We start from the raw sequence: 24689 nt of genomic DNA, 5'->3' as shown, positions 1-24689 counted from the left end.
GGGGAGTACACCCAAAGCATCATCCATGCTCTTTTGCGGTGCGAGGCCTTCGCCGGGCACTTTGTTTGGGGTAGGGAGAGGTACCAGGCTGGCAAGCTCGAGCGAAAACGTGCAGAGGTCAGGGCGTGCTCCACGCTCGAGCCCGTAGTGGACGCAGCCTTGTGGAAGGAAGCCCAGGACAAGCTTTGGTTCCGAAGGCGTCTGAGGCGCGACAAGGAGGAGCTGCTAAAGGCGCTCAGAGACAGTCTGGCCAGGTATCCGGGCTTGACGACCTTAGATCTTGAGGCAATGGGTTTACCTTCTCGAAGGGCCTATTCCAACGCCTTTGGCTCGGTGTCACGCGCACTTGCCCTGGCTGGACGAGACCCGAAGCTGGTGAGAGCAATTCACGAGCGGCGAAAAGTTCTGGGACGAAAGATGGGGGACCAGATTCAGAGGGATGTGGCGGAACAGGTTCGCCGAGGGGGAGTTCCATGCCGAGTTCATCCACGCAGTCGGCTCATGATCCTCGAGGGTGGCGTTAGGGTGCGAATGCAATTTGTCTGGCCTCGGGTGATTGACGGTATCTGCCATTGGCACACCTTCAAGCGCGACATACCCGCTTCCGACTTTGTGTTGCTGGCTCTGATGGACGAGGGGCCCACTGTCAGAGAGTTTCATCTGCAGTCGGTTGAGTTTTACAAGCTGCGGCCAAAGTGGATCAAGTCGCATCCCATCACGGGCGTGACGGTAATCAAAGACGTGCAGGAGTTGCTGGCGGGCATTCGGCAGGCGATTGATCAGCACCCGAATCATTCGACCGTGTAACGAGACCTTGTGGTTTGAGCATCCGCAGCGGTTACCGGCCCGTTGTATCTTGGAGCTCGTCGATCATCTGCCTTGTGATGTGGCCTGCGATAGCCACAGCCGCCGCCTCCCAGGACCATTGGGCTGGCATCTCTTGCAGGTCTGTTTCATCCAAGGCCATTAAAAGCCTCTGTTCTAGCTCTTCGCGATCGGTGGTCAACGACACCAGCGACGTGGGCAGTCCAAGGTTTCTCCGGGCACTCAGGAGCTCGTGCAGGAACGGACTCGTAAGCTGCTGTAGCCTGGCCAGGTCGAGTTTGATGGGTGGCATGTTGTGAGCCTCAGCGCGTTGAGTCCATCAACAATATTGTTGCGTGTGATTGCTTAGCGCAAGGGTCTTGACGCCGGACAGCGCCTCTTGCATCTGAACGTGGGCCAGGATTCGCGGATCTGAAAAAAACTCTCGTCTAGCTCTGCGCCGGAAGGAGGTCGTGACGGGACGATATGGGGGTTTCCATCCGAACCTTCCTATGCCTACCCTTACCAACCCGTCCCGCGAAACTGTTGCTCGCCGTGAGTTGACCGCAGCCGTCCGCGAAAAGCGAAGGGCTGTTGGTTGGTCTATCGAGGACTTGGCCAGCAGGATTGGCACTACGCAGGAGGGTGCAAGACGCCTTGAGCGCGCCGCGTTGGATGTTCCGGTGGCTCTCCTACTGCGTGCTTGCATGGAGCTGGGCTTGTTTGGCCTGTTCCGTCGTTTTCTGCGCCAATTGCGCTGGTTCGCTCCTGCCGCGTTGGCCCGTAGGGCGAGCATCTCGTTTGGTGCTGAGCTCTTGGGGCAGGCTTCGGCTAAGCCCGATAAGGTCGCGCGCCACGGCTCTACGCTGGGAAGCATCTGCGCGAACCTGTCAGCTAAAACAAGCTGTGATGTCCAGGTCTTCCTCGCGCAGAGGTTGAATCCCATCGCCACCCTCCATTTCCGGCAGCAGAGTGGCGCCTCATGGGTGGAGATCGTTCCTAATCGCAGCTTCCCCACCTTGGAGTCGTTTCCCTGGTATCCGTCTTTGTTGGGTACGACTCAGGAAAGGTGCCACCTGAATCTGGACGGTGACCTGCAGGACGCTCTCCTGGAGAGCATCTTGCTGAAGCAGGCCAGTGGCTTCGCAGCTTGCGTCTTGCGGCAAGCTCTTGAAGGTGGGCTTCTGGATTCTCTTTCCGGTGACTCTGCACTGGATCTCAAGCTTCATTCACTCAGCGTCATCCCTGATGCTGTTCGCCTGGGCGCATTGAGCATTCGTCCGCTGGGTGCTGAGCGGCCAGCCTGGGACGTCAGTGCTGATTTTCGGACACGTCAGTTTCTGCCCCACATCTCACAACTTGAGAGCATGCAGGTTGCGGTCCATGCCATCGAAAAGGGGTTGGCATCGCAGATACAGCTTCATCAGGCACTTCTGGCGGCCACTGCAGTACCTGGATCTCGGCCTAAGTGCACATGCCTGGATGATTCAAATGAGATGTGGGTTGCAAAACTTAGGCTTACACGGGACCAAGCAAACGTGGTTCTCTGGGAGAGCCTCACGATGACGATCGCTTCTCGCTTGAAGATGGGAGCTGCCGATCATCAGTTGCGTAACTGCGCAGGCCAGCCTGTTCTGCTTTACAAGCGCTTTGACCGTACGACTCAGAACAAGCTCGGTATGGTCTCAGCGCGGTCCTTGCTGAGGAGCCGCCCGTCTGGCTTGCAGGTTGGATCCGGTCTTCTTGATGATGTGTGGCTTTTGCTCGACTGCATGAGGCAGTACTGCGAGGACTACGATCGTGACGCCGTGTTGCTTTTTAGGCAGCTGCTTTATATGTGGCTCATCGGGGTGCCCGGCGACATCCTGCGCAAGGTTAATTTTCTGCAGGGCAGCGGGGGCAGGATCTGGCTTGCCCCGGCGGTTGGGCTTCGTTTTGAGGCAGTGAACGACCCTACCAGTGACGCCTTGGCGAAATCGCAGCAGAACCGAGTTCTATCGATCAAAGCGTTACTGGCTGCTGCTGATGAGTTCACTCTGACCAGGTCGGATGCGATCACGATTTTGAGGGAGCAGGATCTGTTCCTGCGCGCCTGGCGCATAACTGCACAGGAGCTCTCTGGCCGCATGGAGGTCAAGGATTTCTGGTTGCTTGAAGCGGCTGCCAAGTCAATCTTTCAGGTGGCTGATCGCGTCTACTCGTCCAGTACAGCGTGCTAGGCCTTGATGTTTAGGAGCGCATGGGCAAGCTGTTCAGCAAAGCCGCTTTGGATCCAGCGCTTTGACGAGTCGAAGGTTGTTCCGCCCCAGGCACTGGGGTGCACAAATGCTTTTGTTGATCCGATGGGGCATGTTGACCTGCTCTTCCGGGTTTTTACTGGTTGATAACTCAACTAGTTGAAATAGCATCTAACTAGCTTCGCCGCTCAGAGCGAGCTCACCCAAGGAGACAAGCATGCGAGTTCAATGGAAGCTTCTCGGCGCGGCGGCCGCTGCGCTCATGCTGGGCAGTGCGGTTGCCCAGCCAGTCAAGGTCGGGATCATTGGTCCCTTCTCGGGGCCGTTTGCGCACTATGGTGCACTGTTCAAAGCCGGCGCGGAGGCGTATGTCGCGCAACAGGGCGGCAAGCTGGCCGGCAAGGACATCGAGTTCATTTACCGGGACGAGGGCGGGCCAAACCCGGCCAATACTCGAACGCTGGCACAAGAGCTGGTCGTGAAGGACAAGGTCGACTACCTCGGCGGCGTAGTGTTCTCCCCTAACGCCTTTGCTGTAGCTCCGGTCATCCAGGAGTCCAAGACGCCCTTCGTGATCTTCAACGCCGCTACCTCCGACATCACCACCAAGAGTGATTACTACGTCCGAACCAGCTACACCCTGTGGCAGGTCACCGTACCCCTGGCGCAGCACGCTGCGAAGAAGGGCATCAAGAAGGTGGTGACTGCAGTGACTGACTACGCCCCGGGGGTCGATGCCGAGAATGCGTTTAAGGCAGAGTTCACCAAGCAGGGCGGCGAGGTGGTCGAAAGCATCCGCATGCCCATTCGAACCACTGACTTCGCTCCCTTTGCGCAACGAATCAAGGCCAGTGGTGCCCAGGCGGTCTACGTCTTTTTGCCCGGCGGCCCCCCCAACCTGGGCTTTGTGAAGGCCTACAACGAAAACGGTCTGCGCCAGGCTGGCATCGAGTTTCTCGGTACTGCAGAAACCGATGAGTTCGATCTACAGAAGTTTGGAGATGCTGCGCTGGGCCTGACCACGGCATTCCACTACAGCGCAGCGCACGACTCGCCTGCCAACAGGACCTTTGCCGCGGCAGTGGCCAAGGTGAACAAGGATGCGGTGCTGAACTACGCCACCGCTGGTGCCTGGGATGGTATGGCCGTCATCCACAAGATGATCGAAGCCACTGGCGGCAAGCGCGATGGCGAGAAAGCCATGGCCGCCATCAAGGGACACAAGTGGGAGAGCCCGCGGGGACCCGTCAGCATCGATCCGAACACGCGCCACATCACGCAGAACGTCTATCTGCGCGTTGTCGAAAAAGGGCCCGGTGGCGCCCTGGTGAACAAAGAGGTGCAGAACTTCGGCCCGCAGATCGACCACGGACTGGCGAAATAAAGCTCGACGATCGCAACGCGGAGACCTGGCGTGACCCTGATCCCGAACATCCTCATCGACGGGGTTGCCTACGGAATGGTGTTGTTCATCATTTCGGTGGGCCTTTCCGTCACGTTGGGTCTGATGCGATTTGTCAACCTTGCTCACGGCGCATTCGCGATGACCGGGGGCTACCTGGCCGCCTGGCTCATTCGGGAGCAGGGTCTTCCGTTTGGTCTGGGCGTCGTGCTCGCCATTGTGGGCACCGGCGCGCTGGGTGCACTGCTCGAGGTGGCCGTCCTGCGGCGGCTGTACCGCAAGAGCGAACTGCAGCAGGTGCTTTTCACCATTGGCCTGACGTTCTTGTTCGTAGCGACTGCCAACCTGATGGCGGGGCCCGAGGTCCAGCTGATCCCCCTGCCGAGCTGGCTGCAAACGCCTGTCGACCTGGGTTTCCGGACGCTGCCTGCGCAACGGCTTCTGGTGATCGGCTGCGGTCTTTTGGTCGTCGTTCTTGCGTTCCTGGTGTTGGGCCGCTCGCGCTTTGGGATCTGGCTCAGAGCCACGGTGGACAACACCGGAGCGGCATCTGCTCTGGGGATTCCTGTACAGGCCGTCTACATCATGACCTTTGCGGCGGGTGCTGCCCTGGCGGGACTCGGTGGAATCCTGGGCGCCGAGCTGATGCCGCTGGAGCCGTACTACCCGGTGAAGTACCTGGTGCTGGTCCTGGTGGTGGTAGCCGTTGGCGGAATGGGCAGCATCGCCGGGTCATTGGCTGCAGCACTAACGCTGGGGATCATCGAGACGGCCAGCAAGTATCTGGCCTCCGACTGGGGAAGCCTCTTCTTCTTCCTGGCCATGGCGTTGTTGCTGGCATGGCGTCCCCATGGGTTGCTGGTCTCTCGCCGGAGTGCCTAAATGAAGCGAAGCATTCCTTACCTGGCGATCGTCGCCCTGTCCGTGATCATCTACGTGGTGTGGCCTGAGCAGCTGTCGCTGGCGGCTCGGATTGCCACTATGGCGATCTTCGTGATGTCTTTGGATCTGGTGGTGGGCTATGGAGGTCTCGCTACCCTGGGGCACTCTGCCATGTTCGGTATCGGTGCCTACGCCAGCGGACTGCTGGCCATGCACCTGACAGGTAATCCACTGATAGGGCTGGCCGCTGGAGCCGCCGCCGGTGCCGCACTGGCTGGCCTGTCGGGTCTGTTCCTGCTTCGGTATGAAGGCCTGACCTTCCTAATGCTGACGGTGGCTGTGGGGCAGATCGTCCAGAACGCCGCCAGCAAGCTGCGCGACTGGACCGGTGGTGAGGATGGTCTCACCGGTTTTGAGGTCGAAAAGATCCTCGGTATCTGGGGCTTTGATCTGTACGGCCGGGTCGCCTTCGTCTACTGCGTGATCGTCATGTTGGGATGCTTGTTTGCCATGCGCAAGCTGATGAACTCCCCCTTTGGTCTTGCCGTGGTGGGTATCCATCAGAACCGGGAACGGGCAGGCGCCATAGGGGGCCAGGTCAGAGCTCAGCTGCTCAAGCTTTATGTGCTTGCAGGCGCTTTTGCTGGGATTGCCGGGGCCCTCAATGCGCAGGTCAATCAGATCGTCGGTCTGGACACTTTGAGCTTTGAGCTGTCGGCCGAAGCGCTGGTCATGCTGGTACTTGGAGGCGCCGGCAGTCTCTTTGGGGCGATAGCGGGCACCGCTGTGTTCATGACCATTCACCACTGGGCGGCTTCGATCAATCCCTATCACTGGCTGTTCATCATTGGTGCCATGCTGGTCACTGTGGTGCTGGTACCCCGAGACCGTTGGGGACAGCTGATCCGCCAGAGGTTTGCCATGCTGCCCCGGCTTGGAAAGCACCAGGAGCACGCAGCATGAGTGCGCTTCTGGAAGTGAGTGGCCTGAACAAATCGTTCGGCGGACTCAAGGTGACGCGAGATGTGTCCCTGAAGCTGGCTGCGGGCAACAGAGTCGGTTTGATCGGCCCCAATGGTGCTGGCAAGACCACCTTGATCAACCTCATCACTGGCGCACTTGCTCCCACATCGGGGACCGTTCTCTTGATGGGTGAGGATGTCACTGCAATCTCGGCACCTCGAAGAGTCAAGCGGGGCTTGGCGCGCACTTTTCAGATCACCCAGCTTGCACCGCAAATGGCCATTTGCCGCCAGGTCGAGCTGGCTATCCATGAGCGGCTGGGGAGCGTGAATCATCTCTGGAAGTCCATGGACTCTTTTAAGGAAGTCCGTGATGAGGCGCACGACATACTGCGCACCCTTCAGATCAGCGACCTGGCCGAGCGGTCGGCCGTCGAGTTGGCCTACGGCCAGCAGCGTCTGGTGGAGATTGCGCTGGCCATGGCGCTGCGGCCGAAGGTGCTCCTGCTGGACGAGCCGATGGCGGGTGTGCCCAGCGGTGAGCGACAAGTTGTATTGGACGCGCTGGACACCCTGCCGGACAGTCTTGCCATCCTCATGATTGAACACGATATGGATCTGGTTTTTGGATTTGCCGATCGGATCCTGGTGCTGGCCGAGGGGGCGGTCCTCGCAGAAGGAACGCCCCAAGAGATCCGTCGACATCCGGCAGTTCGTACCGCTTATCTCGGAGCGGAGGTCTGAAATGAGCGAGCTGCTGCAGGTTAATCAACTCGACGCAGGTTTTGGTGCCATCCAGATCATCCATGGACTGAGCTTCACCCTTGGCAAGGGTGAACGTTTGGCCTTGGTGGGTCGAAACGGCGTCGGCAAAACCACCCTGCTCAAGACCATCATGGGGTTGGCTGACGTGCGCGCGGGCCGAGTGACGCTCGACGGACAAAACGTCTCGGCCTGGACGCCCAGGCAGCGTGCACTGGCGGGTATCGGTTACGTGCCCCAGACCAGGGACATCTTTGCCTCATTGACGGTGGAGGAAAACCTAGTGGCCGGGCTCAAGGGACGCCCTCGCAAGTCCATCGACGAGGCCTACGAGTTGTTTCCCCGCCTGGCTGAAAGACGCCACAACGGGGGACAACAACTCTCGGGCGGTGAGCAGCAGATGCTCTCGGTCGCCCGAACCCTGCTGGGCAAACCCAGGCTCCTCCTGCTTGATGAGCCCTTGGAGGGATTGGCACCGATCATCTGCCAGGAGCTGATGGCAGCCTTCGAGCGGCTGGCCCGCGATACCGGTGTGGCTGTCATCCTCGTTGAACAGAAGATCGACGACGCCCTGCGGTTTTCGCCTCGGGTGGTTGTCCTGGAGCGAGGTGAAATCGTCCACGAAGGCAAGAGCGCCGAATTGCGCGAGCGCACCGACTTGCTCGAGCGTTATGTCGGTGTGGCTGGAGCCCACTGATCCAGCCACGCCAGAAGAAGCAACTACACCGGAGTACAACGATGACTTCCTCCACCATTGATGCCCCCGCGGATGTTCCCGTTGTCGATGTGGACCCCTTCGCGGACGACTTCCTCACCCACCCACAGGAATATCACCGCAGGCTCCGCGATGCTGGCCCCGTGGTGTGGATACCTTCCTACGGGATCTATGGCTGCGCCCAGCACGTATCTGTGCATGCTGTCCTTAATGACCACGGCACATTCATCTCGGGCGCTGGCGTTGGCCTGGCCAACTTCAACAAGGAAGCACCCTTTCGGCCCAAGAGTCTGATCCTTGAGGCCGATCCTCCGTCGCACACCAAGGCCCGGGCCATCCTGGCTAGGATTCTGTCGCCACGCACCGTGACGCAGATTCGCAGCACCTTTGCCGCCGAAGCAGAGTCTTTGATCGAGCGGCTCCTGCAGCGACAGGCCGCCGGCGAGAAGATCGACGCAGTGAAAGACCTTGCCGAGGTGTATCCCCTGAAGGTGTTTCCGGACGCTGTGGGTGTGGGTTCTGCAGGACGAGAAAACCTGCTGCTGTACGGTGACATGATCTTCAACGCATTCGGTCCCCGCAATGAGCGACTGCGCAAGGCTGCCGAGAAGGTGGAGCCTGTCACGGCCTGGATCATGGCCCATTGCCAGCGTGAGAATCTGTCCAAGGACGGTTTCGGTGAACTGATCTGGCAGGCTGCGGACGCCGGTGAGATTACGGCGGCCGAGGCGCCCATGCTGGTTCGCTCGTTCCTATCGGCCGGTGTTGACACCACCATCAGCGGCATTGCCAACGCGCTGTTCTGTCTGGCCAGCCACCCAGACCAGTACGGGCTTCTCCACAAGGATCATTCGCTGGCGCGCCCGGCGTTTGAGGAATCGCTGCGCTATGAGTCCAGCGTTCAGACATTCTTCAGAACCACCTCTTGCGACACAGAGCTGATGGGCGTATCACTGCCCAAGGACACGAAGGTGGTGACATTCCTGGCGGCGGCTAACCGAGATGAGCGGCATTGGCCTGAGCCTGACAGGTTCGATGTCCAGCGACGCCCCGCGGGCCACATGGCATTTGGCTCGGGCATCCATGGTTGCGTTGGGCAGGTGGTGGCGCGCCTGGAGGGTGAGGTGGTCCTCACGGCGCTGGCCAAGCGGGTGAGCCGCATTGAGCTGCTGGGTGAGCCCAAGCGGCGACTTAACAACACGATGAGAGCGATGGCATCTATGCCAGTTCGCCTTATCCCCGCGTGAGAGGAACGGTATGCCCCAAGTCACACTCATTTCTGCTGCTGGACAGATCACTGTCCTCGAGGTGGCCTATGGTCAGAGCTTGATGCAAGCGGCTGTCTCCAGCGGCTACAAGGGCATCGTTGGCGAATGCGGCGGGTCGGCCATGTGCGCTACCTGCCACGTCTACGTGGACGCTGAATTTAAGCACCGTTTGCCGGCGCCGCTGGAGACCGAGCTTGAGATGCTGGAGTGCACTGCGGATGAGCGTAGATCCGAGAGTCGCCTCAGCTGCCAGATCAAGATGGCACCTGAACTCGAAGGCATGACAGTCCGTGTTCCTGAGCGGCAACAATAAGAGGGCTTCAGTTCACCTTCCACCACTTTGCCGCATGAGCAAACTGCCACCCGCATCTGTACCGACCCGGCGCAACACCTCAGCCCCCAAGCCAGGGCAGGCGGTCGTCGACCTTGAACGCTATGTGCCAGCGTACTTCACCTGGATCGCGAACAAGCTCTCTGGCGGCGCTTCCAGCGCCTATCTGCGGGTGTTTGATGTCGGTATTGAGACTTGGCGCCTGCTTGTGTTGCTGGCCATTGAGCGTGAGCTCACGGCCCAGTCAATTTCCAGAACGATTGGCATGGATAAGGCCTCGGTGAGTCGAGCCTTCAAGAGCATGCAGGCAAGGGGACTCATCACGATTGGGCTTGACGATGCGGATGGTCGACTCAGGGTGGCCCGTATCACGGCCGAGGGCCGAGCACTGCATGATCAGATCCTCAAGCTGGCTCTTGAGCGAGAGCGTGCCTTCCTTGAGGTGCTCAACGTGTCAGAACGCGAGGTGCTGATCGACCTGCTCCGGCGGTTGCACGACAACCTGCCGGCTGTGGAGCAGGCCACCAACGAGTTTCTGGATCGTCATCACGCCAAGGTCAAGCGCAAGGTCCGATCACCGGAGCCATCAGATGGCGAGTGATTCGATCGTCATCGTCGGTGGCGGTCATGCTGCTGCAGCGCTATGCGCATCTCTGGTGGACGCAGGACAAGGTCACAGGGTTGAACTGGTGTGTGCCGAGGACGTTCTTCCGTATCAGCGTCCCCCTCTGTCCAAGGCTTTCCTCAAGGAGGCCGCAGAGCCACTTCAATTGCACAAGGATGGGAGTTGGTTTGCTGCTCAGGGGATTACTGTCCACCAAGGCGACCGAGTGGTCGAAATCAAGCGGGACAGCAAGGAAGTCATGCTTTCGTCAGGTCGCCGAGTGGGCTATGGACATCTAGTGTTGGCAACTGGCACCCGTGCTCGACAACATCCCGAGCTTTCTGTGGCCCTGGACAACGTGTTCAAGCTGCGTAACGCTGCAGATGCGCAACTGCTTCGGCATCATCTGCATACAGCGGCTGAGCGAGAGCTTGTCGTCATGGGCGGCGGCTTCATTGGCCTGGAGGTGGCCGCTACGGCCCGCCAGCTCAACTGGTCGGTCCATGTTCTTGAGTCTGCATCCCGCTTACTTGCTCGAGCTTTATCGCCCGAGCTCTCTGAATTCATTCTTCAGCACCACAACGCCATGGGAACGGTTGTCGATCTCGGTGTCAGCATCGGTGGATTCAATGTCCAGGGCCGGACTCTTACGGATATTCAAGTCGCTGGCGCGCCGCGAAAGACCAGTTCGCTGCTTCTAAGCATCGGTGCGATACCTGAGGTCGAATTGGCAGCCCAGGCGGGATTGCAGATCGACAACGGCGTTTACGTCGACCGCCAAATGCGAACCAGCGATCAGGACATCCTGGCCATCGGTGACTGCACGAGCTTCGACTACCGTGGTGCGAGGATCCGATTGGAGTCGGTTCAAAACGCCAACGATCAGGCCAAGGTGGCTGCAGCCACCCTGATCGGGTCAGCCACCGATTACCAGCCAACGCCCTGGTTCTGGTCTGAGCAAGGTGGCCTTCGCCTCCAGATGGTTGGCTTGTGGCGACCAGGGCTGGCAGTTGTGCCTCGAGCAGGAACTACGCCAGCGAGTTTCAGCCTGTTCCACTACGCTGGTGATGAACTGTTGGCTGTCGAGTCAGCCAACGCACCCGTTGACCACATGTGGGCCCGCAAGCTGATCGAGGCGGGGCGTTCACCGTCGTTCGACCTTGTGGCAGATCGGGACATACCGCTGAAGTCGTTGCTGTAGTCCATATCTGCAATGTGGCTGAGTCAACAACCCACACGGCCAAGCATCGCAACTAGCGAGCGCCGACCGCTCAGTTCAGTCATCCTAGAGGCGATTCGGGAGCTGGGCCCGTCGACCACCAAGGAGATTGCTCTCCACACTGGCCAGCCCCTGCGTCAGGCCTCGGCAGCTGTCCGTCACCTGCGTTTGCAGGGGCTGGTCGAGCTGGATCCTGCAAGCATCAAGAGGCGATTCATCCCGACGGTCGTAGGGCTGAAGCGTATCGATGATGTCAACCGAAGCAGCGAGTGATCAGCAACGTTAGATGTGGGTTGTCGAGACATAGTTTCTGCTCTGCCTACCCCGTTAACCGGCGCACGATATTCATGCCTTCATGTGTGCAGATCCATCAAAGCTTGGGCGTCGCTCCTTGCTTCTGTTGCTTTCGGACGGCCTCAGCTTCCTGTTGCTCCACCCACTTCAGGGATTGGCGATGCTTCGTGACCATGCCGCCTTGGTCGACCAGCCAGGCGTAGAACTCGGTGATCCCTCGCGGAGTGTTGAGCTTCCTCGAAACCTGGGGCGATCTAGAGAGAAAAGAGCAAGGGCGTCGTCCTGTAGCACAGGCACAGACTCAGCGGCGGCGCAATGCCCCCGCGCTGAGTGCCAGTAGGCCAAGCGTGAGCAAAATCAGCCCCTGTCGCTCTTCCAGTGTCCACAAAGTCAGGCTGCTTATGGCGCACCAGAGCAAAGACACCACCCACAGTGTCCAAAAGAGAACTTGAGAGGCGCGACACCGCGACAGATCGAGCATCAGCAATAGAGCCAGCCCACCCAAGACTGTCGGATCTGGTGCCAAGCCGAACCACTCAGCTTGCCAGAGTGAACGTCCGAATATCAGCGCCAAGACGGGATGCCCGACGAAGGCCCAGATAGCGAGAAGCACACCGAACTCGGTGCGGTAGCTACGGGGCGCCCAGCTTACGCCCGGGCTGGCTCCCAGGAGCGCCCAGACCGCCGCCTTAAGCGCAAAGAGCGCTGCAAATGCTGGCGCTGCAGAGTAGATTGGGGCAAATCGCTGCCAAAAAAACGCCCACGCTACATACAGACAACACCCGGCCATGAGCAGCGCAGTCAAGCGGGCTGAACCCGTCGCTTCAATGCCGCTCGTGCGTGCCCGGCGCCGCGTTACCCAGGCCACTAAGCCTAGAGTCACCGCCAGTATTGCTAGTGGCCAGCCAGTGCGGTTGAGCGACTCAAACAACCGCCAGTAAATTGGCGGAGAGAACATCAGGAAATCAGACGGCCGATAGGTCCACCATTCATCCACGGTGTGCACCTATTCGATCAAATGCCCAAGCTCCGCCGTTTTCTCGATCACTCTGCAAAGCAGCGCAGTCGGCTCGGCCAGAAAGCTCACCATCACAGGGCGGTCACATCGCGCGCCATGCGCGCGCGCAATGCAGCGTCTGGCATCGGACCTCGACCAGACGCCAGGTTCTGCTCTACGTGGCGCACCTGAGTGGTGGCGGGGATTGCACATGTCACGTCTGGATGGCTCACGACGAACTTCAGCGCGGCCTGTGCCCAGTTCTCGCAACCCAGCTCACGCGCCCAGCCCGGCAGGGGATGACGTGCCAGTTGCCTCGGCAGCGCTCCCTGGCGGAAGGGCCGGTTCACAATCACCGCGATGCCCCGGTCCCGCGCCAATGGAAGGATGCGCTGCTCTATTTCGCGGTCGAGTATGTTGTAAGAGACCTGTATGAAGTCCAGCGGGTAGCTGCGCATGATCTGCTCGAACTCGGCGTGACGCCGCCCCTCGCTTGTGGAAATTCCAACGTAGCGCAGCCGTCCCGCAGCCTTCATCTCGAACAGGCGCGGCAGGTGTACTTGCCAACCAACCAGGTTGTGCACCTGCATCAAATCGAAGCGCTCCACGCCCCAGCGTTGGCGCGAGGTTCCCATCTGTGCGATGCCGCGTGCCAGGTCGCCATCCCACACCTTATCTGCCGACCAGACGGTTTGGGGACGGCCCAACGTGGCCAAAGCATGACCAATCGTGGCCTGCGCTGAGCCGTACATAGGTGACGAGTCGATCATCCTTCCCCCGCCAGCGAGGAAGGCCCGGATCACATTGGTCGATGCCGCCAGCCCGATCGCGTCCTGCCCAACATTGAATGTGATCCAGCTGCCTAATCCCACCACTGGAATAGCCTCACCGCTGGAGGGAATTGTGCGCAAGAGAGGTGCGGCCGCTGAGGCTTGCCCGGGCGACGGTTGTCCCAAGCCCCAGATCACCAACCCCGCCAAGCCGGCCAGGCTGGTGCGTCGGGTGGGACCATCGGCTAGCTGCCTTAGCTGGTTATTTGTCCGCATGAGTGCTCCACCGTGGTTTGCCCACGATTCGAAGTTCATCCCACAGACAAGTTCCCCAGCACCAGATCTGTCCACCAAAGAACAACCCGACAACTGCCATCGTCGAATGTCCAGTGCTTTTTGTCGAAGGGTGCCGTGCTATCGGCCAGCGAGTGACGTAGACCGGCACGGGTTTGGAGCTTTAGGGGCGGGTGCACAGCTGTTGCGGGCATCCTGCACACGACTTGCGTGTGGTGATACGAGACCCGCTATAGATACCTCCGTACAACAGAGGACATGGCCAAGTTTGTCGCAGACTACAAAGATGTAGACCCGGAATCGCGAGTGTCAGAGGTGAAACAACGCTTGGAGACGGAGCAGCGTCGTCAGAAAGAGGTGGCGGATGCCGCAGCCAAAAACAAGGCTCGAGCCGAGCTGAAAGCCAAGTTGACTGAATACGAATTCCAAATAGGCTGGTGCGAGAGACGGGCCGTGGGAGCAAGGGAGGTCATCGCCCGCGAGGAGGAGATCGGTCGAATCTCAGGCTTTGGGAACAAGAAGATCATGCGCGAGGCAGGGAAGCAGATCGTCTCTTGCTCAAGAAACAACCCGCAGCTCTATGCCGACTACAAGCGTCTGGGAGGGGGTAAGGCGTACAAAGACACACAGTAACAGGATGAAGGTGCATCAATAGCGCGATTGAAAAAGAGAGCCAGGGCCGTTCGAAAAAGAAGCCGTCATCACCACTTCGCTTCCCAAGGGCTGAGCCACACGCTAGCGCCCCACGTATTGCCTGTCCATAACCAGGAAACAGACCGACCAAAAACCCAACGCGAAGACCTAGCGATGCACAACCCAATGGAGCTGTTGTGCGTTTAGTCATACCAAAATGCGAAACTCAGGGACAGGGATGTGAACAGCGATTTGTTGAATCCCGTCTTCACCGCGAGCAACGTAGCCAGTCGGCGGCGCATCCTCATTGAACATAATGAGGCGGTACGTTGCACCAGCAGCCTTTTCGCGCAACTTCTTCAAAGAAGTTCGTTTTTTGCTTTGGAAGAAAGAGGGAGCAACATTAAACGCCTCTCCCGCAAGTGTTGACGGACCGGACTGCGCCCAAATATCGAAACCATTGCGATTCTCATTGCCGAATTCTACGGTGTACTCTTCAAAGGGAAACGTTCGTTCGCGCATCAGGCGGCCAACGCCATGCAGAATCACTAAGTCTGACATGATGCGATTTGCCGCCTCGAACAAAGTAACGTCTGGGTATGGCCCATGTCCAATACGAAAGCGCTTAATTGCGACTAATAATTGAAGTCCTGTAAGGCCGGCGATCGACCTCCCTATGCTCGTCAACTCCTGATGAAAATCAACTGTAATAGCTTCGATATTCGAGGGTGTTAAAACACGAATAGGTTGTAGCATAACGGTAAGAGCCCGAAAGTTTGATGGTGCAGACTAGGTGAAGCTAAATCGAGAAGCATTGAAATCTGTCACTAATATGAGTATCCCGATTTTCGGTCGACAACTGAGATCTAGATAGGGCTGCAATGTGATGCAACATTCGCCCGGAAAATCAGCCCGGGAAAGTGGGAGCTGTGTTGGCTGTTAAAGCAGGAAAGCAGGCCGGAAGCAACATGACGGATTTATGCACCCCTTGTGAGACTAACCCACCGCTAGTCGCACCCGAAAAGATCGCGTGTATAAACCTTGGCTCGAACATCCCACAGATCGTCTGCCATCCGGTTGGCAAGAATAACGTCTGCTTGTTCCTTGAAAGTGCAGAGGTCTCGGGCGGCAGACAGTTTGACTATTTCGCTGTCTTTAAAAACAGGTTCGTAAACGAGTACGTGGATACCGTCTTCCCTCAGTCGTTCAATGATTCCTAGGATGCTGGAGGCCCGAGTGTTGTCCGAGCCAGCTTTCATAAGGAGGCGGTAAATCCCAACCACCTTAGGGCGCATATTGGCAATTTGAGTTGCGATAAAATCCAGCCTAGTGTTGTTAGATTCAACTATGGCATGGATTAGGCTCTGCGGAACTTCGCTACAGCTGGCCAGCAGTTGCTTGGTGTCTTTTGGAAGGCAATATCCACCATAGCCGAAGCTTGGGTTGTTGTAATGGTTCCCGATGCGCGAATCAAGGCAGACGCCTTCGATGATTTGCCGTGAGTCCAGGCCATAGGAGGCAGCGTAAGTGTCCAATTCGTTGAAATAAGCCACTCGCATTGCGAGATATGTGTTCGCGAATAGTTTGATAGCCTCGGCTTCAGTGCTGTTTGTGAAAAGAACTGGTATATCCTGTTTGATCGCGCCCTGTTGGAGTAATCGTGCAAAGGTGCGCGCACTTTCGCTTTTTCCGCCGACAATTATGCGAGAAGGATGTAAGTTGTCGAAAAGAGCTTTTCCTTCGCGTAAAAACTCAGGAGAGAAAATAATGTCGATGGAGTGCCCTGTCGCAAGTGTAAGGATTTTCCTAATCTTGACCGTATAGCCGACCGGTACCGTGGATCTGAGCACGATTGTGGCACCGGGGTTGATCGAAAGGACATCCCGAATAGCTGTCTCGACAGAACTGGTATTGAGGCAATTAGATTCAGGGTCAAAATCAGTGGGGGTTGCGATTACGACGTAGTCTGCGTCGACGAATGCTTCTTGCTTATCCGGTGTGGCTCTGAGGCTTAACGATCTGTTTGCCAGATAGTGTTCAATTTCGGGATCTGCGATGGGAGATACCCTGCGTTGGAGCATCTCAACCTTCTCGCGATTAATGTCTAATGCGATAACATCATTGTGTTGGGCTAATAGGATGGCGTTAGAGAGGCCGACGTATCCGATCCCAGCTATCGCAATTTTCATTTGGCTATTCGACTATCAGCTGGGTGACCCCAAAATTTACGGACTCCGATAATTCGATCTGAATCATCCGGGGGTTTTTTCTCGCGAATATGTTGCACGCATAGGTCGACCCGTTGAGGGAGTATTGCGGAACGTATATCGTAGGCTAGGGTTTCGGTCATTGAAGGATGTGGCGGCGCGTGATCTTGTGGGTGTTGAGCCAGAGGTCTGTATCGAACAAAGAAACAACGGAGTCGCTGGTCCTTATAAGACGATGCATCAAATCTCCTTCAAAATTTGACACCCGTCGAGGCTAGTGAGTCGATAGCGATCAATCAACCCAGTGCGAAGCTGACTATCTTGGGTGTTGAAGACACGCAATACCTCTGCCTCCTCTTCAGGCGGCACAGAAAAGCCTAGTTCGCGTGCATAGCGGCGCATCCGTTCCAATGTCGTAAGGGCGTACTTCCAGTTGACAAGCGGTTTTAGGAGTAGGACCTCACGTCGTTGAACAGACTTGAGCGCTAGGGGGTGAACCAACGCTGACCATCCTCCGTCTGGTAGGTGTTCAACGCCGATAGCAGAAAGCCCGATATCAAAGGTAGATAACCGGGCAGCGAGAGTATTAGGCTCGGTAGCGAGAGGAACTTCGACTATGCGACCCGCGATATCAAAGGCCTCTGAGAATGGTCGCCGTCCCGCCAATGTCGCCCCACGGCTTTGCAGTGCGGCGATCAGTAGTTCTCGATCGTGCTTGGAGGGAGCCCATAGATCGATGTCTCTTGGGGGGCGGCCGGTGAGTAGAGATTTGAAGCTACCCCCTGCCATAAAGAAGCGTGCACCGGTTTCAAATCCAACAGTTGCTGCAATTTCACGCCTGGCGAACTCAATGACTTCAGTTTCGCTCAATACGTTGAGCGGAACTGGATGCACGGTCTCGTTGTTTCGGTAGGCGACATGAATCCCGTCTTGCCCAGTCCAAAAGAAGACGCCCTCAAGAAACCACGGCCAGCAATCGGCTTTGATAGGCCTTCCGAATAGGCGTGCAGCCATCGCGGTGACGACCGAGTCGTGCGTCACGAAAACGTGAACGCCGGGCTCGTTACCTGCCGTGGCGAGCATTGACTGAAGTAGGTAGCGAGCAGCCTCTGCCGCGCGGGCCATACCGGGAAGCGCCTCCGTCTCGGTGACCAAGTGATGCATGACACCCGCGTGGCCAAGCTGCTCCCAGTTAGGCCAGGCCAGTCGCCCATCAAGAACGAATACCCCTGGGTCACCAAGGAGCCTGTTGAAGACGATTCTTACGTCCGAATCAGCCCCCTCCGCAAGCGCCTGAGCAGTCTGAACGCAACGCGCCAAAGGGCTCGTGTGTAGCGTTCGAAGCCTGCCATGTAAGACACCACCGAGCTCTAATGCGAGTTGGCGCCCGACATTCGTGATGGGAAGGGTGTAGCCGATCTCGTTCGATGGCAGGTGATCGCGCACCGAATGCCGAAGTAGAACAACCACGGCGCGGTCATTCGGTGAACGCTCAAGGAGACGCAGCACCGAAGGTGGAATCTTCCAATCAACTCCGGTCATGAGGCTATCCCGACGATCACAGTCGGGAGCGCTGGCAATCGGCGTACCGCGACAAGCTGAAAGCCAGTGGCGGAGAGGAGTCGTCCAAAGTGCTCTGCTGAACGCTCGCGCCCACCAGTCACCATCAACAGGTGCAAATCGCAAAGACTTCCCGCAACGGATCTCTCGGAGATCATCATCTCCACGATGTAGAGCCGCCCGCCGGGCAATAGCGCGGCGCGAGCGTTTCTCAGGATCTGAATCGCCACGGGATCATCCCAGTCGTGAAGCACCCGCGCGAGAATCGCAACATCCGCTTCTAGCCCCCATGGTTCGACTAGGCTGCCGGTTTGCCATCGCAACCTGTGCATTGGGTTCGCCATCGCCACCACCTCTGGGCGCTCCAGAATAGTGATGTCCACGGCGGGGTACTCGGTCAGAATTTGCTGCGCAAGAACCCCCAATCCTCCCCCTGCATCAATCACACGCTCATCGCCCCTCAGATCGATGGCACGAGATATCTCGGCATAGTCGTGTCGCGCATAGCTTTGCAGCATGCGATGGTGACCTGCGCAACGCGCGTCGTCTCGTGCGACTTCGCCAAACACATCGGGCGCGCTCCAATTGTTGCTCGGCTTCAGTGCCTCAGGAAGGTGGCTCCACATTGCCGTGAATGGCCCGGCGTACTCGACTGCGGCGTTAGCCAGAGTTAAGGGGTGGTCGGCTAGAAGAAACTTTCCGCGATCTGTCAGTGCCCACTGGCTAGAGTCCCGCTCCGCTATCCCTAGTTCACCGAGTGCTCGCAGAAGTCGCCGTACACCATCGCAGTGGAGTTCGCAACGCTCTGCGACCGCCTTTTCAGTCGCTGGGAGCGCTTCGATGATGCCGAGTTTGACGGCAGCTCCAATAGTCTGTGTCTTCCAGAAACCCACCATATCTGCAGATAGGCTCGCGAATTCCGATTGCCGCGCCGGACGCAGTTCGACAAGTGGCGCTCCAGTGTGGTCTATGACCTCAAGTCCGCCATCAAACCGTTCGACTCGAGCCTGTCCGTTGTAGAAAGGCTCCACTGCGTGGAAGCGTCGCGCATAGATGGGCAGCCCGTGATGGTCGATGTGCATCCACCCTTGCTCGTCCCGCGCGCGTGCGAAGCCCTTGTGGAAAACGTCAAGATCAACAAACCATCTCCCGTGAGCAAGCGTGCCGTCGCGAGATATGTGGGTGGAGTGGCCATCGATTGCTTGCACGACAGCTTCCCCATCGCGATAGTCGCCTGCATAGCGCCATCGGCCTGGGTAGGCGGGTTCGCCCCGAGGCGTGATGTGAAAGTAGGCGCCATCGTTGTCGCGGGCAGTGGATAGGCCATGTTGGAAGTTGCCACACCACGCAAACCGGCTTGCATAGGCGTCGGTTCCATCGGTATTGATGTGATGCCAGCCGCTCTGCTCTAAGACTGCAGCCAGCCCCTCGTAGTAGCCGAACGTTCGGATAAAGCGGCGATCGTACGCAGCCGATCCGTCGCTGCGCACATGCCACGCGAATTCACCATCACACACTGGAGCTAATCCAGGCGGATGAAACTTCAGGACTTCTAAGAAGCGTGGCTCATAGGCCGCCCTGCCACCTTCATCGACATGATGCGTTCCGCAAGGTGAGACACGGAAGGATTGCCAATTCATGCCCCGTCTCCACGAGGCTTTCGCATATTGCAGCTGCGGCAGAGCGTGCGGTCTTGGTATGTGGAAACAAGTTCGCGGTAGGCCTCGCTGTTCCAAATCTCCATGAAGTTTTGATCGGCAAGGTTGCCGAAGTCTCCGAGGGTCCGCCGTTGTGCATCAGGGGCACAGCATGGGTCAAACCGACCACCAGCGCTCACCCAAGCCTCCTGACCGAGGAAAGGGCAGATGCCACCAGGCGCAATATCGTCTGTTGCCGATGAGTCCAGCGGGAAGATGTTTTCAAGGATCACATGTCTCCCATTTGGTAGAAGCCGCTCGGCTGCAGCCTCCTGCGCAGCAAAGACAGCCCGGTTCCACCTCGCAATTGCTTCTGGACTACGCCGCATCGACTGTTCACGGATTTCTTCAAAGTGTGTCCAGAGGTGGTGTCCCTTCACGCGGTCCACACCGAGATCGATCGCTATGCGCACAATGTCGGCGAGCTCGTCAACGTTCATCTCCAAGAAGGTAAGTTGGAAAGTGATCCGGCAGCGATTCCCACCGGCTGCGGCGTGCGCGTCACGCACGGCAATGAAGTCGCGAACGTTATTAAGAACCTTCTCCCAGCTACTACCTAGCATGATGGCCTCGTGGGTCGCTTTGGATGCGCCATTCCAAGAGATCTTCACATCCGACGTAACTGGAACGATCTGTTCAGCCCACGCCTTAGCGCCTAATCGTGGGAATGTCCCGTTCGTGGTTAGGTTGAGCTTGACGCCATACCGGTGGCATAAGTCGAGGATTTTCCGAAAGTGTTCATATAACAAGGGTTCACCCATCGTCGAGGGAATGACCTCACGCAAGCCGTAAGGCGCCGCCTCTGAAATGACGCGTTCGATCGTCTCGATGGGCATCAGTCGTCGTGGATTTCCAGCCTGCTTTCTGCTAATTTGAAGCAGGCTATGCGGCGAGTGTTCCTCGCACATGATGCACTGCAGATTGCACGTATCGGGGTTGGTGTCGAATGTGATGCGCCAAGGGCCTTTTTGCCGTTCGGCCTGTTCGGACGCGCGCTTATCTATTGCGCGCATGTAGATCGCCTCGACATCGCGGGCGTGCAGCTCAATGGAGGGTATGTCACCCGAATCGGTATACGGATATCCGCGAGCTCCAAGCTGAATGGCGAGCGCCGGGTCGTCGACGAGACGTTGCATTTGGCAGGCAAGCGCCTCGACTGACCGGTGCTCAAATAGCAGGCCGTTAACTTCGTGATGGACATACTCCGCCATTCCACCGGCGTTGGCGGTGACGATGGGAACACGGGCCTGCTGCGCTTCGTGAATCACTAGCGGTGAGTTTTCCACCCAAACTGAAGGGACGACGATTGCATCGCATTGATCGAAAACCTCTCGGGCAATCTCCTGGTTCTTGTACTCTGGTAGCCACTCGATGCGGCGCGCCACCTCTGGAGGAAGTGACGCTGCGATGCGTTTCAGCGCTTCGGTGTCTTGCCCGCGCGGCCGCCCCCATATGCGAAGGAGTGCATTCCCCCTGAGTTGACCGAATGCTCGAATGAGATCGTGAATTCCCTTGGCTGGGATATGCGTGCCTATGTAGCCGAAAGTGAAGGGCTCTGTTGCTACGCGTTGACGAACCCCAATCCGATGCTGCGCGAATCCGTAATCGAGATAGATGAGCTTATGATCAGGTAGTCCGAAGTCGTTACGGTATCGATCGTGAAGGTACTGCGATGGAGCGATGAAATACTCAACAAGTCCGCACATTTCGCGGATATGTTTCATGCGTCTCTCTACCCAATTGGTCCAATATCCAACGTCGGCTTCATCGTCATTCGGTGCTCCGCTGAAGTAACGGGCATAGCAGCGTTCGGCGCACTTACGGTCCTCTTGGCCATCGCATGCGGCCCAGAGGTTATTCGAGGGCTCCGGGAACATCTGCATGAACTGGCCTCGCGGGCACATTAGCCAGTAGTCATGCAGGGTGAAGATGATCGGGATGTTTCGAAGCGCAGCTTCTTGCAGTAATGAGGTGGATAGATGATTTAGGTGTCCGACGTGAACGATGTCGGGGTTGAGGAGGTCAAGTACCTCAGCGAAGCGCTGATCTATCCCCGTTGCTCGGTACCTATCCTTGTAGCGAGGGTTGTTGACCAAGTGCACGGTGATGCGTGGATCGTCGGAGTCTTGCTCTGTGCGTAGTTGGAAGTCTGGTGCGAACGCATCTTCCTCGCGTGAAAAAACATGCACTTCGTGGTGCTCAGCGAGGGCATGGCACAGAGTCTGGCTGTAGACCTCGGAGCCAGCGTTGTAGCGCATCGGATAGCCGTGGATGACTTTCAGAATCTTCATCGTGATAACTTGTCTGCGTCGTTTGCTTGGTGAACGTTCCGGAAGGCCTTTATGAGCCGAGCAACGCCATCCTCAAGCTGAACTAGTGGTTGCCAATCGAGCAGTGTTTTTGCTCGCAAAGGGTCACCATAAAACCGGGCAACGTCGAAGTTTCGCGGGGCGGCTGTTCGGATTGATGCCCCTGGATGCCCGAGTCGAACTGCTAGTGAGGCCAACTCCCCGAGCGTTGTTGGCCGCCCGCTGACAAAGTGAATGGGAGGCGGTAGCGCTTCACCCGTTTCCAGCAGCTTTATCAAAGTGACGATACCGCGAGTGACATCATCGATATGCGTGAAATCGAAAGTGTGGTTCAGTCCGTCTACTCGCAACTCCTCGCCCAGAGCAGCAGCGCGAGCAAAGGCCGGAACTACGCGGTCGGCGTGGTCTGCCGTTGTGCCGAAGACATTCGATAACCGGATCGTGCAGGCACGGAAGCCAGCGCTTCGCGCCTCGGCCACAAGCAGTTCGCCAGCTACCTTGGATCGACCATAGATATTCACTGGGCTCAGTTGAACATCCTCGGTCGCTGGAAGCGCTATTGGCTGCCCGTAAACTTCACGACTGCTTGCAAATACAAGCCAGGGCTTGCGTGGCGACTGCGTAGCGGCACTGATTACATTGCGAAGTCCGCCAACATTGGTTGCCCAGCAAAGCTCTGGGTTCAGCTCGCCCCATACAACGCGAGAAACCGCTGCCAGGTGGACGATGCCGTCGATGCCGCTGACGATGTTGTTCACACTGGCGTAGTCTAGAACGTCTCCTCTGCTGGCACCCTGCTCGCGAAGATCGAACTTGATGACTTCGTTTCCCTTGGCAAGTAGCGCCGCTGTGAGCGCAGTGCCTACAAGCCCAGACGAGCCGGTGATCAGGATCTTCCGCTTCATGCCTGTCCCCCCAGAACCCATCCGCTTCCAAGTCTGCCGGTGCCAGGGGCGCTATGCGGATCAGGTAGCCCTGACAGAGTGCAGGGTTGATCCCAAGTTTCTGTCGATGGCTTTGACGCTCGGCGAGAGGAATCGTTGCCTTGGCGTTTCTGGTCGAACTCACATATGCGGAAATCTCGCACGCACGTTATGTGCCTCGACATGTTTTTGCTCCAGTGTCGTCACCGTCTCGTACCGTCATGCCCTCCACTGGTTTCGGAGGTTGTCTGGAGCATGGACAGGCGCGTAGGCGCCAATGAGGTCAGATGTGGTGGTCGGGTCAGTGATCTTCTGGATACTTCCGCGCCGCCAAGCTTCCCCTGACGTCTCTCCGGACCCGCGTCGGGAGAGTAAATGGAGTATCCAGGGGATCGAGTGTAGTAGATGCAAAGCAGAGGTCAGCCTGAAGAAGTGCGCAGCTATGTTCAACTGAGCAGGCTGCCCCCCCGACCAATGCCTTGCGAATGCGAGGTCGACTTCTGCAGTCTCGCAGTCCTTGGAAAACTAGGCGATAGATGACTGTATGACTGATGCTGGTCGTTCAGAACGTCGTCGCGACAGGCTGTAGCTCCTCACTCTTTGCCAAGCTTAGATGTCGTTGTCAGTTCCTCTATCAAGACTTTGGCGGTAATCCACGGCCTGCGCGCCACTTGTCTGTTCCCTCAAGACCGCAACAAAGGAGGTGCAGTCCAGGATTTAGGGAAGGCAGGCTACACGTCGCTGTAGGTCTCGCCGCGCGAGATCCAATTTCACTCCATCAGTTTTTGGGGAAAGGTCTTCCCGTCGTTTGTTGCCCACGAAGTAGGCAATGCGCTCGCCATTTGCGCCAGAGGGATGGGGCAGACCATCGAAAATCTGCTCGTGTCTCATAACGCCACGGTCCGCCAGGAAGCGAAGTGCCTCGGCAACCTTATCGCCTAGCGGGATAAACACCGCGCTTGGGAGGGCTGCTGCATCCTGACCAAGCCCCGAGAGAAGGTGTTCACGCAGTAACGGGTGGCGTGTCATGTTGGGCGTCCCGTTGTAGTTGGCACCGTCAACAAACACAGGATTGCGCAGTGCTGAAGTGGTTTGCACCAGATGTGATGCGCCTGCGAAAAGCTCTTCACAGCTTGGAATTCTCAGCCAGTGCTGCAGACCAACGCAGTCCATAAGGCTGGTGAGGTTGGGTCGCATCGCGCCACTGAATGCCGCAGTTGCTTTTGCAGCCTTGAGTACCACCTCATCGGGCGCCCCTGCCAAGATCTGCCTGCGCGCCTCCCTCACCGCATTGAGCATCTGGGTTTGTCCGGGCGTGATGCCGACGATCACGATGCGGGCCTGCCGATTGATGTATTCAAATGGGGCATAGCAGATGCTGAGTGCGCCGTCCTTTGCAATGGTCAGCTTCTCGTACAGCGAGGGGGCTCCTTCTAGCTCTACAGCATTGAGGTTTCGGATGGTCTGAGAGAAGGTTGCGAAGAGGTTCTGGTTCATGTTGTGAATGTTGCGGAGAGGTATGGTGCTATTCGGGTTGGGAGCGGTGGATTTCAGTGACGACGGATTCGCTCGTTACGGTGTCCAACCGTAACGACGTGATCGTCACTTGACAGGACTACATAGGAGTCCAAATGGGGTTCGAGGAAACTGGCCAGCGGGCCTGCGTAGCTCTTGATCCGCTTACGAGAGGACTTGTCGAAAAATGCTTTGCTTGTTCCTCCTGATGATTTTTCTCGGCTGCCGAACTGCAGCAGCAAGTCGATCACCAGTTCTGGTATCGCGCGCTGTTGCGATCGCTGGCGGGCGTGTTGGCTCATGG

At 57.7% G+C, this 24689-nt stretch carries 22 protein-coding genes; 12 read left to right on the top strand and 10 right to left on the bottom strand.

Translation table 11 applies throughout. From position 1 onward, the window contains the following. The 11 genes from WD026_RS16090 to WD026_RS16040 all read left to right on the top strand — a co-directional run. Positions 1-807: recombinase family protein (locus tag WD026_RS16090; RefSeq protein ID WP_425724669.1), on the top strand; the 807-nt coding region annotated here is incomplete at its 5' end. Between the two features lie 704 nt (positions 808-1511). Next, positions 1512-3023, top strand: coding sequence for a HipA domain-containing protein (locus tag WD026_RS16085; RefSeq protein ID WP_425724668.1), 1512 nt, complete (start codon positions 1512-1514; stop codon positions 3021-3023). 235 nt (positions 3024-3258) lie between these two features. Then, complete coding sequence (locus WD026_RS16080) at positions 3259-4425, top strand: ABC transporter substrate-binding protein (protein ID WP_425724667.1); 1167 nt, start codon at positions 3259-3261, stop codon at positions 4423-4425. Between the two features lie 30 nt (positions 4426-4455). After that, positions 4456-5325 carry a branched-chain amino acid ABC transporter permease gene (locus WD026_RS16075; RefSeq protein WP_425724666.1) on the top strand — a complete coding sequence of 290 codons (870 nt, stop codon included), beginning with the start codon at positions 4456-4458 and terminating at the stop codon, positions 5323-5325. Continuing rightward, a complete protein-coding gene (locus tag WD026_RS16070; RefSeq protein WP_425724665.1) occupies positions 5326-6288 on the top strand; it encodes a branched-chain amino acid ABC transporter permease in 963 nt (320 codons plus the stop codon). Continuing rightward, the gene (locus tag WD026_RS16065) at positions 6285-7031 is read left to right on the top strand and encodes an ABC transporter ATP-binding protein (protein ID WP_425724664.1); all 747 of its coding nucleotides are present in this window, start codon (positions 6285-6287) and stop codon (positions 7029-7031) included. Before WD026_RS16070 ends, WD026_RS16065 begins: the two co-directional genes overlap by 4 nt. 1 nt (position 7032) lies before the next feature. Beyond that, positions 7033-7746, top strand: coding sequence for an ABC transporter ATP-binding protein (locus WD026_RS16060; protein ID WP_425724663.1), 714 nt, complete (start codon positions 7033-7035; stop codon positions 7744-7746). A 41-nt stretch (positions 7747-7787) separates the two neighbouring features. Then, a complete protein-coding gene (locus WD026_RS16055; RefSeq protein WP_425724662.1) occupies positions 7788-9011 on the top strand; it encodes a cytochrome P450 in 1224 nt (407 codons plus the stop codon). Between the two features lie 10 nt (positions 9012-9021). Further along, positions 9022-9345, top strand: coding sequence for a 2Fe-2S iron-sulfur cluster-binding protein (locus WD026_RS16050; RefSeq protein ID WP_425724661.1), 324 nt, complete (start codon positions 9022-9024; stop codon positions 9343-9345). Between the two features lie 34 nt (positions 9346-9379). Beyond that, entirely contained in the window at positions 9380-9964 is a 585-nt protein-coding gene (locus WD026_RS16045) for a MarR family winged helix-turn-helix transcriptional regulator (RefSeq protein WP_425724660.1), read from the top strand. Further along, positions 9954-11168 (top strand): NAD(P)/FAD-dependent oxidoreductase, encoded by a 1215-nt coding sequence (locus tag WD026_RS16040; protein ID WP_425724659.1) that lies wholly within the window; start codon positions 9954-9956, stop codon positions 11166-11168. The genes WD026_RS16045 and WD026_RS16040 overlap by 11 nt, the downstream gene beginning before the upstream one ends. Positions 11169-11781: 613 nt before the next feature. On the opposite strand, the gene WD026_RS16035 is transcribed toward WD026_RS16040, so the two are convergent. Both WD026_RS16035 and WD026_RS16030 read right to left on the bottom strand, forming a co-directional pair. Beyond that, entirely contained in the window at positions 11782-12477 is a 696-nt protein-coding gene (locus WD026_RS16035; protein ID WP_425724658.1) for a DUF6064 family protein, read from the bottom strand. 92 nt (positions 12478-12569) lie between these two features. After that, a complete protein-coding gene (locus WD026_RS16030; protein ID WP_425724657.1) occupies positions 12570-13562 on the bottom strand; it encodes an aldo/keto reductase in 993 nt (330 codons plus the stop codon). 237 nt (positions 13563-13799) lie between these two features. Between WD026_RS16030 and WD026_RS16025 the strand changes: the two genes are divergently transcribed. Then, positions 13800-14174 carry a hypothetical protein gene (locus WD026_RS16025; protein WP_425724656.1) on the top strand — a complete coding sequence of 125 codons (375 nt, stop codon included), beginning with the start codon at positions 13800-13802 and terminating at the stop codon, positions 14172-14174. A gap of 207 nt (positions 14175-14381) precedes the next feature. On the opposite strand, the gene WD026_RS16020 is transcribed toward WD026_RS16025, so the two are convergent. From WD026_RS16020 to WD026_RS15985, 8 genes are all read right to left on the bottom strand, one after another. Further along, positions 14382-14930: a hypothetical protein gene (locus WD026_RS16020; RefSeq protein ID WP_425724655.1), complete on the bottom strand. Its 549-nt coding sequence runs from the start codon at positions 14928-14930 to the stop codon at positions 14382-14384. Between the two features lie 251 nt (positions 14931-15181). Further along, on the bottom strand, positions 15182-16363 hold the full coding sequence (locus WD026_RS16015; protein ID WP_425724654.1) for a nucleotide sugar dehydrogenase: 1182 nt from the start codon (positions 16361-16363) through the stop codon (positions 15182-15184). Between the two features lie 258 nt (positions 16364-16621). After that, positions 16622-17923, bottom strand: a complete 1302-nt coding sequence (locus tag WD026_RS16010; protein ID WP_425724653.1) for a histidine phosphatase family protein — start codon at positions 17921-17923, stop codon at positions 16622-16624. Further along, positions 17920-19581, bottom strand: a complete 1662-nt coding sequence (locus WD026_RS16005; RefSeq protein WP_425724652.1) for a methyltransferase — start codon at positions 19579-19581, stop codon at positions 17920-17922. The genes WD026_RS16010 and WD026_RS16005 overlap by 4 nt, the downstream gene beginning before the upstream one ends. Continuing rightward, a complete protein-coding gene (locus WD026_RS16000) occupies positions 19578-21929 on the bottom strand; it encodes a glycosyltransferase (RefSeq protein ID WP_425724651.1) in 2352 nt (783 codons plus the stop codon). The genes WD026_RS16005 and WD026_RS16000 overlap by 4 nt, the downstream gene beginning before the upstream one ends. Continuing rightward, positions 21926-22852, bottom strand: coding sequence for an NAD-dependent epimerase/dehydratase family protein (locus WD026_RS15995; protein WP_425724650.1), 927 nt, complete (start codon positions 22850-22852; stop codon positions 21926-21928). The genes WD026_RS16000 and WD026_RS15995 overlap by 4 nt, the downstream gene beginning before the upstream one ends. A gap of 735 nt (positions 22853-23587) precedes the next feature. Then, positions 23588-24367 (bottom strand): hypothetical protein, encoded by a 780-nt coding sequence (locus tag WD026_RS15990; RefSeq protein WP_425724649.1) that lies wholly within the window; start codon positions 24365-24367, stop codon positions 23588-23590. A gap of 53 nt (positions 24368-24420) precedes the next feature. Further along, positions 24421-24687, bottom strand: coding sequence for a hypothetical protein (locus WD026_RS15985; protein WP_425724648.1), 267 nt, complete (start codon positions 24685-24687; stop codon positions 24421-24423). Positions 24688-24689 lie beyond the last annotated feature (2 nt).

It is taken from the genome of Hydrogenophaga sp. R2, assembly GCF_049843595.1.
Classification (GTDB): Bacteria; Pseudomonadota; Gammaproteobacteria; order Burkholderiales; family Burkholderiaceae_C; genus Hydrogenophaga.
This window is presented reverse-complemented; position numbering and strand designations above follow the sequence as displayed.